Genomic DNA, 13,951 nt, shown 5'->3' with positions numbered 1-13,951 from the left:
CCGTGCTTACTCCTGGATGCTGCCGCCGGCAGCTTCGATGGCGGCCTTCGCGCCCGCCGTGGCCTGCACGCCCTTGAGCGTGAACGCCTTGGTCAACTCGCCCTTCTTCACGATCTTGGCGCGCTTGGCGGTGCTGGGCACCAGCTTGGCAGCGCGCAGGGCCGCGAAGTCGATCTCGCCGGCTTCCAGACGATCCAGCTGATAGGACAGCACCTCGGCGGTGTCCTTCTTCAGCTTGGAGCGGAAGCCGACCTTCGGCAGACGCTTGATCAGCGGCATCTGGCCGCCTTCGAACTTCGCCTTGATCTTGCCCTTACCGGCGCGGGCGAACGAACCCTTGTGGCCGCGGCCGGCAGTCTTGCCCAGGCCCGAACCGATGCCGCGACCGACGCGCTTGCGCTCGGTGCGGGCGGCCTTCTGCAGGCGACAGAGTGTTGAGACGCATGTTGATTACTCCTCGACGCGGACGAGGTAGTGAACCTTGGCGATCAGACCGCGTACCTGCGGGCTGTCCTTGAGTTCACGCACATCGTTGAGCTTGTTCAGGCCCAGCGCCTTCACCGACAGGCGGTGACGCGACTGGGAACCACGCAGGCCGCGCACCAGGCGCACCTTGACGGTCTTGTTGGACTCATTAGCCATGGGTGAGTTCCTCCACCGACTTGCCGCGCTTGGCCGCGATGCGGGCCGGCGACTGCATGTCTTCCAGGCCGCGCAGCGTGGCGCGCACCAGGTTGATCGGGTTACGCGAACCGACCGCCTTGGCCAGCACGTTCTTCACGCCCACCGCTTCCAGCACGGCGCGCATGGCGCCACCGGCGATGACACCGGTACCTTCCGAGGCCGGCTGCATGAACACGCGGGCCGCGCCGTGGCCGGCCTTGACCGGGTGCCACAGGGTGCCGTTGTTCAGATCGACGTTGAGCATGCCCTTGCGCGCGTACTCCATCGACTTCTGGATCGCCACCGGGACTTCGCGGGCCTTACCGTAGCCGAAACCGATGCGGCCGTTGCCGTCGCCCACCACCGTCAGCGCAGTGAAGGTGAACTGGCGACCACCCTTGACCGTCTTGCTGACGCGGTTGACCGCGATCAGCTTCTCGATCATGCCATCGTCGACTTTCTCTTCGCGGTTGCGATCGCGCCCGCGCGAGCGCTGTTCTTCTGCCATGTTGTTGATTCCTGTTGAGAGGGTCTGTACGGCTTGGCCGCTTATGGTTGTGGTCTACCGCGGTGGAGCGTGACGCGGCTGCAGAAGAGCCGCGGCGCCCGGCGCAATCCGCGCCGGCAGAGGTTGCGTGGGGGTGGACCCCGCGCGGTTCAAGCTTAGAACTGCAGGCCGCCTTCGCGCGCGGCATCGGCCAGCGCCTTGACGCGGCCGTGGTAGCGGTAGCCCGAGCGGTCGAAAGCGACCTTCTCGACGCCGGCGGCCTTGGCGCGCTCGGCGATCAGCTTGCCGACCTTGGCGGCGGCGTCGCTGTTCTTGCCGTTCTTCAGACCTTCCTTGACGTCGGCCTGCAGGGTGTTGGCCGAAGCCAGCACCTTGGAACCGTCGGCAGTGAAGATCTGCGCGTACAGGTGCTGGCCGGTGCGCAGGACGCTCAGGCGCGGCACACCCAGGTTGCGGATGTGGGCGCGGGTCGACTTGGCGCGGCGCAGGCGGGCGGTGTTCTTGATGCTCATGTTCAGTGACCTCGTGGAAGCGGATCGGCGTTGAGCCAGTGGGGAGGCAGCAGCGGTGTGCCCTCGCCTCCCGACTGCCGTTAAGCCTTCTTGGCTTCCTTGCGGATGATGGTTTCGTCGGAGTACTTCACGCCCTTGCCCTTGTAGGGCTCCGGCGGACGGAATCCGCGGATCTTGGCGGCGACTTCACCGACGCGCTGCTTGTCGGCGCCCTGCACCAGGATCTCGGTCTGGGTCGGGGCGGCCAGCGTGATGCCTTCCGGGGCCTTGAACAGGATCGGGTGGGAGAAACCCAGCGACAGGTTCAGGTCCTTGCCGGACATCGCGGCGCGGTAACCCACGCCGACCAGCTCGAGCTTGCGCTCGAAGCCATCGGACACGCCCTTGACCATGTTGGCCAGGATCGCGCGGATGGTGCCGGTGATGGCGTCGTGGTCCAGCGAGGACGGCGACAGGCTCACGGTGCCGTTCTCGACGGCGATGTTCACGCCCTCGGGCTGGGCGATCGTCAGGGTGCCCTTGGGGCCCTTGACGGTCACGGTGCCGTTGGCGTTGTTCAGTTCGGTGCCCTTGGGCAGGGCAATCGGCTTCTTGGCGACGCGGGACATGTAAGAACTCCTTCCCTTAGGCCACGAAGCACAGGACTTCACCACCCACGCCGGCCGCACGGGCCTGCGCGTCGGTCATGATGCCCTTCGACGTGGAGATGATGGCAATGCCCAGGCCGTTGAGGACCTTGGGGAGTTCGTCTTTGCCGCGGTACTGGCGCAGGCCCGAGCGCGACACACGCTTGAGCGTGTCGATGACCGGCTTGCCTTCGAAGTACTTCAGGACGACCTCGAGCTCGGCCTTGTTGTTCTCGGTCTTGGTGACGCGAGAATCGGCGATGTAGCCCTCGGACTTCAGAACGCCGGCGATGGCGACCTTGATGTTGGACGACGGCATCTTCACCGTCTGCTTGCCGACGGCGGCCGCATTCTTGATGCGGACCAGCATGTCGGCGATGGGATCAGTCATGCTCATGTGCGATTCCTATGAGTAGCACCGATATCCGCTTTCGCGAAAATCTCGTGTTGTGGGTGGCGCGGGCCTTGAGGCCTGCGCCCTTGCGCGGAAGATCTCTAGCACCAAAGCCTGGCGCCCATCGGGCCGCCAGGCTCTAGGTGGTGAAAATCCGGGGAGCGGATTCTACACCACTCCCTAGCTGTGTTACCAACTGGCCTTGCGCAGGCCGGGCACGTCGCCACGCATGGTGGCTTCGCGCAGCTTGTTGCGGGCCAGGCCGAACTTGCTGTACACGGCGCGCGGACGGCCGGACAGCTCGCAACGGGTGCGGAAGCGGCTGGGCGAGGAATCGCGCGGCAGCTTCTGCAGCTTGGTCGAGGCCTCGATCTTCTCGTCGTAGGACGCGTCCTGGCTGGAGATGATCTTCTTCAGTGCTTCGCGCTTGGCCGCGTACTTCTTGGCCAGCTTCGCCCGCTTCAGGTCGCGGTTGACCATGGAGGTCTTTGCCATGTCTTGGTCCTCGACTTAGTTGCGGAACGGGAACTTGAACGCTTCGAGCAGCGCCTTGGCTTCGGCGTCGGTCTTGGCGGTGGTGGTGATGGCGATATCCATGCCGCGGACCGCGTCGACCTGGTCGAAGTCGATTTCCGGGAAGATGATCTGTTCCTTCACGCCCATGTTGTAGTTGCCGCGGCCGTCGAACGAACGGCCGGACACGCCACGGAAGTCGCGCACGCGCGGCAGCGAGATGCTGATCAGGCGGTCCAGGAATTCGTACATGTGGGCGCGACGCAGGGTCACCTTGCAGCCGATCGGCCAACCGTCACGGATCTTGAAGGACGCGACCGAGACGCGCGACTTCGTCGTGACCGGCTTCTGGCCGGAGATCTTGGCCAGGTCGGCGACGGCGTTCTCCAGGATCTTCTTGTTGGTCGCAGCCTCACCCACACCCATGTTGATGGTGATCTTGGTGAGCCTGGGGACCTCCATCGGGTTGGAGTAGCCGAACTTCTTGGTCAAGGCCGGGACGACCTCTTCCTTGTAGATTTTTTCGAGACGAGTGGTCATGACCTCATTCCTCAGGCGTCGAGCGCCTCACCGCTGGAGCGGAACACACGCAGTTTGCGTCCATCCTCCAGCACCTTGAAGCCAACGCGCTCGCCCTTGCCGGAAGCGGCATTGAACAAGGCGACGTTGGAGATATGGATCGAGGCTTCGCGCTCGACGACGCCGCCGGCGACACCCGCCTGCGGGTTCGGCTTGGTGTGGCGCTTGACGATGTTCACGTTGGAAACGACCACACGGTCGCCATCCACGCGCAGCACATCGCCCTGCTTGCCCTTGTCCTTGCCGGTGATGACGACCACCTGGTCGCCCTTCTTGATACGGTTAGCCATTGTGATTTCCTCCGCTCACAGCACTTCGGGTGCGAGCGAGACGATCTTCATGAACTTCTCGGAGCGCAGTTCGCGGGTCACCGGTCCGAAGATACGGGTGCCGATCGGCTCCTGCTTGTTGTTCAGCAGGACGGCGGCGTTGCCGTCGAAGCGGATCAGCGAACCGTCGGCGCGACGCACACCCTTGCGGGTACGCACGACCACGGCGTCATAGACCTCGCCCTTCTTGACCTTGCCACGCGGGATCGCGTCCTTGACGGTCACCTTGATGATGTCGCCGATGCCGGCGTAACGGCGCTTGGAGCCGCCCAGCACCTTGATGCACATCAGCTCCTTGGCACCGGAGTTGTCGGCCGCATCGAGATAGCTCTGCATCTGGATCATGATTCAGGACTCCTCTTATTCGGCCGCGCGGGCGACGATCTCGACCACGCGCCAGTTCTTGGTCTTGGACAGCGGCGCGATCTCCACCACGCGGACCAAGTCGCCTTCGTTGCAGGCGTTGTCGGCGTCGTGGGCGTGCAGCTTGGTCGAGCGCTTGATGTACTTGCCGTACAGCGCGTGCTTGACCTGACGCTCGACCAGAATGGTGACCGTCTTGTCCATCTTGTTGCTGACGACACGACCTTCGATCGTGCGCTGCGTTTTCTGTTCGTTATCACTCATGTCGGCGGTCCTTACTTCTTGCTGCCGAGCAGGGTCTTGACGCGAGCGATCTCGCGGCGGACCCGGCGGGTTTCGTGGGTCTTCGGCAGCTGGCCGGTCGCCTTCTGCATGCGCAGGGAGAACTGCTCCTTGCGCAGCTCGCCCAGATGGGCGTTCAGCTCGTCGGCAGACTTCTCGCGGAGTTCCTTGATAGCCATTAGCGCACCGTCCGGGTCACGAAAGTGGTGGTGACCGAGAGCTTGGCGGCGGCCAGGCGGAACGCCTCGCGTGCCGTTGCCTCGTCCACGCCCTCGATTTCATAGATCATGCGGCCCGGCTGGATCTGGGCCACCCAGTACTCCACGTTGCCCTTACCGGAGCCCATGCGGACCTCGATCGGCTTCTTGGTGATGGGCTTGTCGGGGAACACGCGGATCCACATCTTGCCGCCGCGCTTGACGTAGCGGCTGATGGAACGGCGCGCGGCCTCGATCTGGCGCGCGGTCAGCTGACCGTGCGCGGTGGCCTTCAGGCCATACTCGCCGAACGAGACGAGATTTCCGCTCCAGCTCAGGCCTTCGTTACGGCCCTTGTGCATCTTGCGGTATTTGGTTCGCTTGGGTTGCAACATTGCCGTTACCTCGCATCACGATCGCGGGACGGGCGCGACGGACGTTCGCTGCGCTCGGGGCGCGCGTCGTCCTGCTTCTCCTGACCCACCTGGCTGAAGTCGAACACTTCGCCCTTGTAGACCCACACCTTGATGCCGATGATGCCGTAGGTGGTCTTCGCCTCGGCAAAGCCGTAGTCGATGTCGGCGCGAAGGGTGTGCAGCGGCACACGGCCTTCGCGGTACCACTCGGAACGGGCGATCTCGGCGCCGTTCAGACGGCCGGCGACGTTCACCTTGATGCCCAGGGCACCCAGGCGGATCGCGTTGCCGACCGCGCGCTTCATCGCACGGCGGAACATGATGCGGCGCTCCAGCTGCTGGGCGATGGACTCGGCGACCAGCTGGGCGTCCAGCTCGGGCTTGCGCACTTCGGTGACGTTGATGTGCGCCGGGACGCCCATCAGATCGCTCACTTCCTTGCGCAGCTTCTCGATGTCCTCACCGCGCTTGCCGATCACCACGCCCGGGCGGGCGGTGTGGATCGTCACGCGGGCGGTCTTGGCCGGACGCTCGATCAGGATCTTGCTGATCCCGGCCTGGGCCAGCTTCTTGCGGAGCATCTCGCGGACCTTGAGGTCAGCGGCCAGGTAGCTGGCGTACTCGCGCTTGTTGGCGTACCACTTGGAATTCCAGTCCTTGGCGATGCCCAGGCGAATACCGGTCGGATGTACTTTATGGCCCATAGTCTTATTTGCCCTTGCCTTCGCCAACCACCACGGTGATATGGCTGGTGCGCTTGAGGATGCGCGTGCCGCGGCCCTTGGCGCGGGCCATGAAACGCTTCAGCGTCGGGCCCTCGTCGACCATGATGGTCTGGACCTTCAGCTCGTCGACGTCGGCGCCCTGGTTGTTCTCGGCGTTGGCGATCGCCGACTCCACCACCTTCTTGATCAGGTGGGCAGCCTTCTTGTCCGAGAACTTCAGCAGGTTGACGGCGCGCTCGGCCGACAGGCCACGCACCTGGTCGGCGACCAGGCGGGCCTTCTGCGGGGAGATGCGCGCGGTGCGCAGGATGGCTTTCGCTTCCATTGTCATCTCTCCTTACTTCTTGCCGCCGGCTTTCTTGTCGCCACCGTGACCCTTGAAGGTCCGGGTGACGGCAAACTCGCCGAGCTTGTGGCCGACCATGTTCTCGTTGACCAGCACCGGAACGTGGTTCTTGCCGTTGTGCACGGCGATGGTGAAACCCACCATCTCCGGCAGGATCATGGAGCGACGCGACCAGGTCTTGATCGGGCGCTTGCTACCGGCCGCAGCCTCCACCTTCTTGACCAGGTGGTGATCGACGAACGGGCCTTTCTTGAGTGAACGTGCCATGGTCGATTAGCCCCTACGATCGCGGACGATGAATTGCTGCGTGCGCTTGTTATGGCGCGTCTTGTAACCCTTGGTCGGCACGCCCCACGGGGTGACCGGGTGCGGGTTGCCCTGGCCGGCCTTGGCCTCACCACCACCGTGCGGGTGGTCGACCGGGTTCATGGCCGCACCGCGAACGGTCGGACGCACGCCGCGCCAACGCTTGGCACCGGCCTTGCCCAGCTTCTCGAGGCTGTGCTCGTCGTTGCCGACTTCGCCGATGGTGGCGCAGCACTCGGCCGGAACCTTGCGCATTTCACCCGAACGCAGGCGCAGCGTGGCGAAGCCCTGCTCGCGCGCGACCAGCTGGACCGAGGCGCCGGCGGCGCGGGCGATCTGGGCGCCCTTGCCGACCTTCAGCTCGATGCAGTGCACCGTGGTGCCGACCGGGATGTTCAGCAGCGGCAGGGTGTTGCCGGTGCGGATCGGGGCGTCGCGGCCCGCGATCACCTGGTCGCCGGCCTTCAGGCCCTTGGGCGCGATGATGTAGCGGCGCTCACCGTCGACGTAGCACAGCAGCGCGATGTGCGCGGTGCGGTTCGGGTCGTACTCGATGCGCTCGACACGGGCCGGAATGCCGACCTTGTCGCGCTTGAAGTCGATGACACGGTAGTGCTGCTTGTGGCCACCACCGATATGACGGGTGGTGATGCGACCGTGGTGGTTGCGACCGCCGGACTTGCTCTGCTTCTCCAGGAGCGGAGCGTGCGGAGCACCCTTGTGCAGGTCGGGCGTCACCACGCGCACGGCCGAACGGCGGCCGGCGGAAGTGGGTTTGAATTTCATCAATGGCATGTGGGTCTACCTCAGGCCGTGGCCGACACGTCGATGGCCTGGCCGTCGGCCAGACGCACATACGCCTTGCGCCAGTCGCCGCGACGGCCACCGCGGTTACGGAAGGACTTGTTCTTGCCCTTGACGTTCACCACGTTGACGGCCTCGACCTTGACGTCGAACAGCTGCTCGACCGCGGCCTTGACATCGGCCTTGGTGGCGTCGTTCGAGACTTCGAAGACGTACTGATTGCTTACTTCCTGCAGACGTGCAGTCTTTTCGGACACGCGCGGGGCGCGCAGCACGCTGAAGATTTTCTCGTTGCTGATCATGCCAGCCACTCCTCGATCTTCTTCACCGCATCGGCGGTGATCACGACAGTGTCGGCACCGACCAGCGACGCCGGATCCAGCGCCTGGACGTCGCGCACTTCCACGTAGGGAAGGTTGCGAGCGGACAGATACAGGTGCTCCGAAGCATCCTCGGTGACGATCAGCGGACGCTTGCCGACGTTCAGTTCCTTGAGCTTGGAGACCAGGCCCTTGGTGCTGGAGGCATCGACGTTGAAGGCGTCGACGACGGTCAGGCGGTCCTGGCGAGCCAGCTCGCTCAGGATGGCCTTCATCGCGGCGCGGTACATCTTGCGGTTGACCTTCTGGTCGAAGCTACGCGGCTTGGCCGCGAAGGTCACGCCGCCGCCGACAAAGATCGGGGCCGTCAGGGCGCCATGACGCGCGCCGCCGCCCTTCTGCTTCTTCGACTTCTTGGTGGTGCCGTTGACTTCCGCACGGGTCTTCTGGGCCTTGGTGCCCGCACGACCGGCGTTGCGATAGGCGACGACGACCTGGTGCACCAGGTCCTGACTGAATTCGCGACCGAACACTTCGTCGGAGACCGACAGTTTGTTGGCGCTGCCGTTAATGGCGAGTTCCATGTTGGTTCTCCTTATGCCTTGCTCGCCGGACGCACGATCACGTCGCCACCCGGCGCACCCGGCACGGCGCCGCGAACGGCGATCAGGCCGCGCTCGGCGTCCACGCGGACGACTTCCAGGTTCTGCGTGCTCTGCTGCACGGCGCCCATGTGGCCGGACATCTTCTTGCCCGGGAACACACGGCCGGGGGTCTGACGCTGGCCCAGCGAACCCGGCGCGCGATGCGACAGCGAGTTACCGTGGGTGGCGTCGCCCATGCGGAAGTTCCAGCGCTTGATCGTGCCCTGGAAGCCCTTGCCCTTGGTCACGCCCTGGACGTCGACCTTCTGGCCCACTTCAAAGATGTCGGCCTTGATCTCGCCGCCGACGCTGAAGTCGCCGATCTTGTCGGCTTCCACGCGCAGCTCCCACAGGCCGCGACCGGCTTCGACCTTGGCCTTGGCCAGGTGACCGGCGACCGGCTTGGTGATCAGCGCAGCGCGGCGCGAACCCACGGCGACCTGCACGGCGCTGTAGCCGTCGGTCTCGGAGGTCTTGATCTGGGTGATGCGGTTCGGGGTGGCTTCGATCAGGGTGACCGGGATGGACTTGCCATCTTCGGTGAAGACCCGGGTCATGCCGGCCTTGCGGCCAACGATGCCCAACGAATATTTCTTCGCAGTCATGGTCGGTGCCTTTAGGTCAGCTTGATCTGGACGTCAACGCCAGCCGCCAGCTCGAGCTTCATCAGCGCGTCGACGGTCTTGTCGTTGGGATCGACGATGTCCAGCACGCGCTTGTGCGTACGGGTCTCGTACTGGTCGCGCGCATCCTTGTCGGCGTGCGGCGACACCAGGATGGTGTAGCGTTCAATCTTGGTCGGCAGCGGGATCGGGCCGCGCACCTGCGCGCCGGTCCGCTTGGCCGTTTCGACGATCTCGCTCGCCGAGCGATCGATCAGGCGATGATCGTAGGCCTTGAGCCTGATACGGATCTTCTGGTCCGCCATGACGGTTTCCTGTGTTGAAAGAGCGACGGGCGCGGCCTCTGGGATGCCTTGCCCCGGTAATGGTCCACAAGCTTTTTTCTCGAAGTCCCTGCGCCTTGAGTCACCCCCTGCCGGGGGACGCGCCGGGGCCGCGAGGGCCCGGGAATCTTCCTGAAAAACAAGGCAGACCGATGAACGGCCTGCCCAGACGAAAGAGTATAGAACGCGTCAACTACGCCCGTCAACAACCCGGACGCATCGCGACGCGAAAAGTCGCCTTTTCGCGCCACCGGTTCACACGTTCAACATCCTTATCTGGCGAACACGAGGCGCTTCCTGCACCTCTTTTCGCGGTAGGCCGGCCACACCTCCCAGGGAGGGGCCGGCGGGTATTGCGGTGTTGCTTTGTTACCTGGTCCCGGGCTGGCCGGGGCGCGCAGTGTACTTCATCGGAGCGCTGGATCCCCGCTTTCGCGGGGATGACGATCTGACAAAGCCCTGCGCGCCTTGGGCGCGCAGGGGTCAGATCGTCACTTGATGATCTTGGCCACCACGCCGGCGCCGACGGTACGGCCACCCTCGCGGATCGCGAAGCGCAGGCCTTCGTCCATCGCCACCGGGTTGATCAGCGTGACCTTCATCTTCACGTTGTCGCCCGGCATCACCATCTCGGTGCCTTCCGGCAGCTCGATCGCACCGGTGATGTCGGTGGTGCGGAAGTAGAACTGCGGACGGTAGCCCTTGAAGAACGGGGTGTGACGGCCACCCTCGTCCTTGGACAGCACGTACACCTCGGCCTCGAACTCGGTGTGCGGGGTGATCGAACCCGGCTTGGCCAGCACCTGGCCACGCTCCACGTCGTCACGCTTGGTGCCGCGCAGCAGCAGGCCCGCGTTGTCGCCCGCCTGGCCCTGGTCCAGCAGCTTGCGGAACATTTCCACGCCGGTCACGGTCGTCTTCTGGGTCGGGCGGATACCGACGATCTCGATTTCCTCGCCCACCTTGATCACGCCGCGCTCGATACGGCCGGTCACCACGGTGCCGCGGCCCGAGATCGAGAACACGTCTTCCACCGGCATCAGGAACGCCTTGTCGACGTCACGCTCCGGGGTCGGGATCCAGGTGTCCAGCGCCTCGACCAGCTTCAGGATCGCCGGCACGCCGATCTCCGACTGGTCGCCTTCCAGCGCCAGACGGGCCGAACCGTGGATGATCGGGGTGTCGTCGCCCGGGAACTCGTACTTGCTCAGCAGCTCGCGGACTTCCATCTCCACCAGCTCCAGCAGCTCGGCGTCGTCCACCATGTCGGCCTTGTTCAGGAACACGACGATGTACGGCACGCCCACCTGGCGCGAGAGCAGGATGTGCTCGCGGGTCTGCGGCATCGGGCCGTCAGCGGCCGAGCACACCAGGATCGCACCGTCCATCTGGGCGGCGCCGGTGATCATGTTCTTCACGTAGTCGGCGTGGCCCGGGCAGTCCACGTGCGCGTAGTGGCGGCTCGGCGATTCGTATTCCACGTGCGCCGTGGAAATCGTGATGCCGCGCGCCTTCTCTTCCGGCGCCGCGTCGATCGCGTCGTAGGCCTTGAACTCGCCACCGAAACGCTCCGCGCCCACCTTGGTCAGCGCCGCCGTCAGCGTCGTCTTGCCATGGTCAACGTGACCAATCGTGCCCACGTTCACGTGCGGCTTGGTGCGCTCGAACTTACCCTTTGCCATTGTCGTAATCCTTCAAAAGTTGTGTCAGTTGGAATGCGGTGCGAAGCGGTCGATTACTTCTTGGTGACCGCTTCGGCGATGTTGGCCGGCGCTTCGGCGTAGTGGTCGAACTCCATCGAGAAGGTCGCGCGACCCTGCGACATCGAGCGCAGCGTGGTGGCGTAGCCGAACATCTCGCCCAGCGGCACCATGGCGTTGATGACCTTGCCCGACGGGCTTTCGTCCTGGCCCTGCAGGATTCCGCGACGACGGCTCACGTCGCCCATCACGTCACCCAGGTAATCCTCGGGCGTGACGATCTCGACCTTCATCATCGGCTCGAGCAGGACCGGCGAGGCCTTGGAGAAGGCTTCCTTGAACGCCATCGAGCCGGCGACCTTGAACGCCATTTCGTTGGAGTCCACGTCGTGGAACGAACCGTCGACGGCCTTGACCGCGACGTCCACCACCGGGAAGCCGGCCAGCGGACCATTGCGCATGGCCTCTTCGATGCCCTTGCCCGCGGCGGCGACGTATTCCTTCGGCACCACGCCGCCGACGATCGCGCTCTCGTAGCTGAAGCCCGCGCCACGCTCGGCCGGCTCCATCTCGATCACGATGTGGCCGTACTGGCCGCGACCGCCCGACTGGCGCACGAACTTGCCGTCCTGCTTGACGCCCTTGCGGATCGTCTCGCGGTAGGCCACCTGCGGCTTGCCGACGTTGGCTTCAACGTTGAACTCGCGCTTCATGCGGTCGACGATGATTTCCAGGTGCAGCTCACCCATGCCGGCGATGATGGTCTGGCCGGATTCCTCGTCGGTCCGCACGCGGAACGAGGGATCTTCCTGCGCCAGGCGACCCAGCGCCAGGCCCATCTTCTCCTGGTCGGACTTGGTCTTCGGCTCGACCGCCATCGAGATCACCGGCTCCGGGAACGTCATGCGCTCCAGGGTGATGATCTTGTCCTGCGCGCACAGGGTGTCGCCGGTGGTGACGTCCTTCAGACCCACCGCCGCGGCGATGTCGCCCGCGCGCACTTCCTTGATCTCTTCGCGGTTGTTGGAGTGCATCTGCAGGATGCGGCCCACGCGCTCCTTCTTCGACTTGACCGGGTTGTAGACCTGGTCGCCGGAGTTGAGCACGCCCGAGTAGACGCGGAAGAAGGTCAGCGAGCCCACGAACGGGTCGGTCATGATCTTGAACGCCAGCGCCGAGAAGGGCTCGTTGTCGCCCGCCTTGCGGCTGTCTTCCTGCTCGTTCTCGTCGATGCCCTGCACCGGCGGACGATCCACCGGCGACGGCAGCAGCTGGATCACGCCGTCGAGCATGGCCTGCACGCCCTTGTTCTTGAAGGCGGTGCCGCAGTAGACCGGCACGATCTCCACGCGCAGGGTGCGCTCGCGCAGACCGCTCAGGATCTCGGCCTCGGACAGGTCGCCGCCGCCCAGGTACTTGTCCATCAGCTCTTCGCTGGCCTCGGCCGCGGCCTCGACCATGAAGCTGCGGGCCTCGTCGGCCTTGGACTGCAGCTCGGCGGGGATGTCGCGGTACTCGAACACGGTGCCCTGCGAGGCGGTATCCCAGTGGATCGCCTTCATCTTGACCAGGTCGATCACGCCCTCGAAGCCGTCCTCGGCGCCGATCGGCACCTGCATCGGCACGGCGTACGCGCCCAGGCGGGCCTTGAGCTGGTCCACGACCTTGTCGAAGTTGGCGCCGGTGCGGTCCATCTTGTTGACGAACGCCAGACGCGGCACGGCGTACTTGTTGGCCTGACGCCACACGGTCTCGGACTGCGGCTGCACGCCACCGACGGCGCACAGCACGAACACCGCGCCGTCGAGCACGCGCAGCGAACGCTCGACTTCGATGGTGAAGTCGACGTGGCCGGGGGTGTCGATGATGTTGAAGCGGTGCTGCGGCATGGACTTGTCCATACCGGTCCAGAACGCCGTGGTGGCGGCGGACGTGATGGTGATGCCGCGCTCCTGCTCCTGCTCCATCCAGTCCATCGTGGCGGCGCCATCGTGCACCTCACCGATCTTGTGGCTGACACCGGTGTAGAACAGGATGCGCTCCGACGTGGTGGTCTTGCCCGCGTCGATGTGGGCCATGATGCCGAAGTTGCGGTAACGCTCGATGGGAGTGGTGCGAGCCACGAGGAGTCTCTCTTTTTGATGAAAAGAACGTCGCGCCATGGGCGCGAACGGGGGCGATGATCACACGGGTCCTAAAGACCGAATGCCGCCCGGGGGCGGCTTTCGCTGTCGTGCGCGATGATCAGCGCGTTGTGTGGCGCCTAGGTGGCGCCTGGGGCCCGAAGATTCAAGGCCCCCGGTACTGCCTTACCAGCGATAGTGCGCGAACGCCTTGTTGGCTTCGGCCATGCGGTGGGTTTCTTCACGCTTCTTGATGGCGCCGCCGCGATTTTCCGAGGCGTCGATCAGTTCGGCGGCCAGCTTGCGCGGCATGGTGTTCTCACCGCGCTTGCGCGCCGACTCGATCAGCCAGCGCATGGCCAGGGCCAGGCGGCGCGAGGCGCGCACTTCGACCGGCACCTGATAGGTGGCACCACCGACGCGGCGCGACTTGACCTCGACGGCCGGCGCGACGTTGTCCAGCGCCTTCTCGACCAGCTCGAGGGCGTTGGGATTCTTTTCGCCGATGACGTCCATCGCGCCGTAGACGATCTTCTCGGCGACGGACTTCTTGCCGCTCAGCATCACCATGTTGATGAAGCGGGCGATGGTATGGCTGCCGTGCTTGGGATCGGGCAGAACGGTGCGCTGCGGCGCGGAACCTTTACGAGACATG

The 13,951-nt window shown here is 64.8% G+C and carries 23 protein-coding genes and 1 pseudogene; all 24 read right to left on the bottom strand.

Going from position 1 to position 13,951, the window contains the following annotated elements; translation table 11 throughout:
* Window positions 1-6: 6 nt before the first annotated feature.
* The 24 genes and pseudogenes from rplO to rpsG all read right to left on the bottom strand — a co-directional run bounded on the left by rplO (window position 7) and on the right by rpsG (window position 13,950).
* A pseudogene (gene rplO, locus QE438_RS01050) lies at window positions 7-451 on the bottom strand (50S ribosomal protein L15).
* Entirely contained in the window at window positions 451-642 is a 192-nt protein-coding gene (rpmD, locus tag QE438_RS01045; protein WP_014161364.1) for a 50S ribosomal protein L30, read from the bottom strand. The pseudogene rplO and the gene rpmD overlap by 1 nt, the downstream one beginning before the upstream one ends.
* Entirely contained in the window at window positions 635-1,171 is a 537-nt protein-coding gene (gene rpsE / locus QE438_RS01040) for a 30S ribosomal protein S5 (RefSeq protein ID WP_130515996.1), read from the bottom strand. Before rpsE ends, rpmD begins: the two co-directional genes overlap by 8 nt.
* A gap of 155 nt (window positions 1,172-1,326) precedes the next feature.
* Entirely contained in the window at window positions 1,327-1,683 is a 357-nt protein-coding gene (gene rplR, locus QE438_RS01035; protein WP_130515994.1) for a 50S ribosomal protein L18, read from the bottom strand.
* 80 nt (window positions 1,684-1,763) lie between these two features.
* Window positions 1,764-2,291 (bottom strand): 50S ribosomal protein L6, encoded by a 528-nt coding sequence (rplF, locus tag QE438_RS01030; RefSeq protein ID WP_130515992.1) that lies wholly within the window; start codon window positions 2,289-2,291, stop codon window positions 1,764-1,766.
* A gap of 16 nt (window positions 2,292-2,307) precedes the next feature.
* A complete protein-coding gene (gene rpsH, locus QE438_RS01025; protein WP_130533646.1) occupies window positions 2,308-2,706 on the bottom strand; it encodes a 30S ribosomal protein S8 in 399 nt (132 codons plus the stop codon).
* A 186-nt stretch (window positions 2,707-2,892) separates the two neighbouring features.
* Window positions 2,893-3,198: a 30S ribosomal protein S14 gene (rpsN, locus tag QE438_RS01020; protein ID WP_130515988.1), complete on the bottom strand. Its 306-nt coding sequence runs from the start codon at window positions 3,196-3,198 to the stop codon at window positions 2,893-2,895.
* 15 nt (window positions 3,199-3,213) lie between these two features.
* Window positions 3,214-3,756: a 50S ribosomal protein L5 gene (gene rplE, locus QE438_RS01015; protein WP_130515986.1), complete on the bottom strand. Its 543-nt coding sequence runs from the start codon at window positions 3,754-3,756 to the stop codon at window positions 3,214-3,216.
* A gap of 11 nt (window positions 3,757-3,767) precedes the next feature.
* The gene (gene rplX / locus QE438_RS01010; protein ID WP_130515984.1) at window positions 3,768-4,085 is read right to left on the bottom strand and encodes a 50S ribosomal protein L24; all 318 of its coding nucleotides are present in this window, start codon (window positions 4,083-4,085) and stop codon (window positions 3,768-3,770) included.
* Window positions 4,086-4,100: 15 nt separating this feature from the next.
* The gene (gene rplN, locus QE438_RS01005) at window positions 4,101-4,469 is read right to left on the bottom strand and encodes a 50S ribosomal protein L14 (protein WP_014161372.1); all 369 of its coding nucleotides are present in this window, start codon (window positions 4,467-4,469) and stop codon (window positions 4,101-4,103) included.
* A gap of 15 nt (window positions 4,470-4,484) precedes the next feature.
* Window positions 4,485-4,751, bottom strand: a complete 267-nt coding sequence (gene rpsQ, locus QE438_RS01000) for a 30S ribosomal protein S17 (protein ID WP_130515982.1) — start codon at window positions 4,749-4,751, stop codon at window positions 4,485-4,487.
* A gap of 11 nt (window positions 4,752-4,762) precedes the next feature.
* The gene (gene rpmC, locus QE438_RS00995; RefSeq protein WP_093135061.1) at window positions 4,763-4,948 is read right to left on the bottom strand and encodes a 50S ribosomal protein L29; all 186 of its coding nucleotides are present in this window, start codon (window positions 4,946-4,948) and stop codon (window positions 4,763-4,765) included.
* Complete coding sequence (gene rplP, locus QE438_RS00990) at window positions 4,948-5,361, bottom strand: 50S ribosomal protein L16 (protein ID WP_130515980.1); 414 nt, start codon at window positions 5,359-5,361, stop codon at window positions 4,948-4,950. Before rplP ends, rpmC begins: the two co-directional genes overlap by 1 nt.
* A 5-nt stretch (window positions 5,362-5,366) precedes the next feature.
* On the bottom strand, window positions 5,367-6,086 hold the full coding sequence (gene rpsC, locus QE438_RS00985) for a 30S ribosomal protein S3 (RefSeq protein ID WP_130515977.1): 720 nt from the start codon (window positions 6,084-6,086) through the stop codon (window positions 5,367-5,369).
* Between the two features lie 4 nt (window positions 6,087-6,090).
* Complete coding sequence (gene rplV, locus QE438_RS00980; RefSeq protein WP_130515975.1) at window positions 6,091-6,432, bottom strand: 50S ribosomal protein L22; 342 nt, start codon at window positions 6,430-6,432, stop codon at window positions 6,091-6,093.
* Window positions 6,433-6,444: 12 nt separating this feature from the next.
* Window positions 6,445-6,720, bottom strand: a complete 276-nt coding sequence (rpsS, locus tag QE438_RS00975; RefSeq protein ID WP_130515973.1) for a 30S ribosomal protein S19 — start codon at window positions 6,718-6,720, stop codon at window positions 6,445-6,447.
* Window positions 6,721-6,726: 6 nt separating this feature from the next.
* Entirely contained in the window at window positions 6,727-7,554 is an 828-nt protein-coding gene (rplB, locus tag QE438_RS00970; protein ID WP_130515971.1) for a 50S ribosomal protein L2, read from the bottom strand.
* 11 nt (window positions 7,555-7,565) lie between these two features.
* Window positions 7,566-7,865 carry a 50S ribosomal protein L23 gene (rplW, locus tag QE438_RS00965; protein WP_130515969.1) on the bottom strand — a complete coding sequence of 100 codons (300 nt, stop codon included), beginning with the start codon at window positions 7,863-7,865 and terminating at the stop codon, window positions 7,566-7,568.
* A complete protein-coding gene (gene rplD / locus QE438_RS00960) occupies window positions 7,862-8,467 on the bottom strand; it encodes a 50S ribosomal protein L4 (protein WP_130523414.1) in 606 nt (201 codons plus the stop codon). Before rplD ends, rplW begins: the two co-directional genes overlap by 4 nt.
* A gap of 11 nt (window positions 8,468-8,478) precedes the next feature.
* The gene (gene rplC, locus QE438_RS00955; protein ID WP_130523413.1) at window positions 8,479-9,132 is read right to left on the bottom strand and encodes a 50S ribosomal protein L3; all 654 of its coding nucleotides are present in this window, start codon (window positions 9,130-9,132) and stop codon (window positions 8,479-8,481) included.
* 11 nt (window positions 9,133-9,143) lie between these two features.
* The gene (gene rpsJ / locus QE438_RS00950; protein ID WP_014161383.1) at window positions 9,144-9,455 is read right to left on the bottom strand and encodes a 30S ribosomal protein S10; all 312 of its coding nucleotides are present in this window, start codon (window positions 9,453-9,455) and stop codon (window positions 9,144-9,146) included.
* Window positions 9,456-9,964: 509 nt separating this feature from the next.
* Complete coding sequence (gene tuf / locus QE438_RS00945) at window positions 9,965-11,155, bottom strand: elongation factor Tu (RefSeq protein WP_130515940.1); 1,191 nt, start codon at window positions 11,153-11,155, stop codon at window positions 9,965-9,967.
* Window positions 11,156-11,208: 53 nt separating this feature from the next.
* Window positions 11,209-13,296, bottom strand: coding sequence for an elongation factor G (gene fusA, locus QE438_RS00940; protein WP_130515961.1), 2,088 nt, complete (start codon window positions 13,294-13,296; stop codon window positions 11,209-11,211).
* Between the two features lie 186 nt (window positions 13,297-13,482).
* Window positions 13,483-13,950, bottom strand: coding sequence for a 30S ribosomal protein S7 (gene rpsG, locus QE438_RS00935; protein ID WP_130515959.1), 468 nt, complete (start codon window positions 13,948-13,950; stop codon window positions 13,483-13,485).
* Between the last annotated feature and the right edge of the window lies 1 nt (window position 13,951).

It is taken from the genome of Pseudoxanthomonas sp. SORGH_AS_0997 (assembly GCF_031453535.1).
Lineage (GTDB): Bacteria > Pseudomonadota > Gammaproteobacteria > Xanthomonadales > Xanthomonadaceae > Pseudoxanthomonas_A > Pseudoxanthomonas_A winnipegensis.
This window is presented reverse-complemented; position numbering and strand designations above follow the sequence as displayed.

What these genes read in the sequence shown, in the direction of transcription:
- rplB (WP_130515971.1), bottom strand. Translation starts at nt 7,554, where the DNA reads ATGCCATTGATGAAATTCAAACCCACTTCCGCCGGCCGCCGTTCGGCC.
- rpsC (WP_130515977.1), bottom strand. Translation starts at nt 6,086, where the DNA reads ATGGGCCATAAAGTACATCCGACCGGTATTCGCCTGGGCATCGCCAAG.
- rpsS (WP_130515973.1), bottom strand. Translation starts at nt 6,720, where the DNA reads ATGGCACGTTCACTCAAGAAAGGCCCGTTCGTCGATCACCACCTGGTC.
- rpsJ (WP_014161383.1), bottom strand. Translation starts at nt 9,455, where the DNA reads ATGGCGGACCAGAAGATCCGTATCAGGCTCAAGGCCTACGATCATCGC.
- rpsH (WP_130533646.1), bottom strand. Translation starts at nt 2,706, where the DNA reads ATGAGCATGACTGATCCCATCGCCGACATGCTGGTCCGCATCAAGAAT.
- rpsQ (WP_130515982.1), bottom strand. Translation starts at nt 4,751, where the DNA reads ATGAGTGATAACGAACAGAAAACGCAGCGCACGATCGAAGGTCGTGTC.
- rpmD (WP_014161364.1), bottom strand. Translation starts at nt 642, where the DNA reads ATGGCTAATGAGTCCAACAAGACCGTCAAGGTGCGCCTGGTGCGCGGC.
- rplE (WP_130515986.1), bottom strand. Translation starts at nt 3,756, where the DNA reads ATGACCACTCGTCTCGAAAAAATCTACAAGGAAGAGGTCGTCCCGGCC.
- rplP (WP_130515980.1), bottom strand. Translation starts at nt 5,361, where the DNA reads ATGTTGCAACCCAAGCGAACCAAATACCGCAAGATGCACAAGGGCCGT.
- rplV (WP_130515975.1), bottom strand. Translation starts at nt 6,432, where the DNA reads ATGGAAGCGAAAGCCATCCTGCGCACCGCGCGCATCTCCCCGCAGAAG.
- rpmC (WP_093135061.1), bottom strand. Translation starts at nt 4,948, where the DNA reads ATGGCTATCAAGGAACTCCGCGAGAAGTCTGCCGACGAGCTGAACGCC.
- rplX (WP_130515984.1), bottom strand. Translation starts at nt 4,085, where the DNA reads ATGGCTAACCGTATCAAGAAGGGCGACCAGGTGGTCGTCATCACCGGC.
- rplN (WP_014161372.1), bottom strand. Translation starts at nt 4,469, where the DNA reads ATGATCCAGATGCAGAGCTATCTCGATGCGGCCGACAACTCCGGTGCC.
- rplR (WP_130515994.1), bottom strand. Translation starts at nt 1,683, where the DNA reads ATGAGCATCAAGAACACCGCCCGCCTGCGCCGCGCCAAGTCGACCCGC.
- rpsN (WP_130515988.1), bottom strand. Translation starts at nt 3,198, where the DNA reads ATGGCAAAGACCTCCATGGTCAACCGCGACCTGAAGCGGGCGAAGCTG.
- rpsE (WP_130515996.1), bottom strand. Translation starts at nt 1,171, where the DNA reads ATGGCAGAAGAACAGCGCTCGCGCGGGCGCGATCGCAACCGCGAAGAG.
- rplF (WP_130515992.1), bottom strand. Translation starts at nt 2,291, where the DNA reads ATGTCCCGCGTCGCCAAGAAGCCGATTGCCCTGCCCAAGGGCACCGAA.
- rplW (WP_130515969.1), bottom strand. Translation starts at nt 7,865, where the DNA reads ATGATCAGCAACGAGAAAATCTTCAGCGTGCTGCGCGCCCCGCGCGTG.
- rpsG (WP_130515959.1), bottom strand. Translation starts at nt 13,950, where the DNA reads ATGTCTCGTAAAGGTTCCGCGCCGCAGCGCACCGTTCTGCCCGATCCC.
- tuf (WP_130515940.1), bottom strand. Translation starts at nt 11,155, where the DNA reads ATGGCAAAGGGTAAGTTCGAGCGCACCAAGCCGCACGTGAACGTGGGC.
- rplC (WP_130523413.1), bottom strand. Translation starts at nt 9,132, where the DNA reads ATGACTGCGAAGAAATATTCGTTGGGCATCGTTGGCCGCAAGGCCGGC.
- rplD (WP_130523414.1), bottom strand. Translation starts at nt 8,467, where the DNA reads ATGGAACTCGCCATTAACGGCAGCGCCAACAAACTGTCGGTCTCCGAC.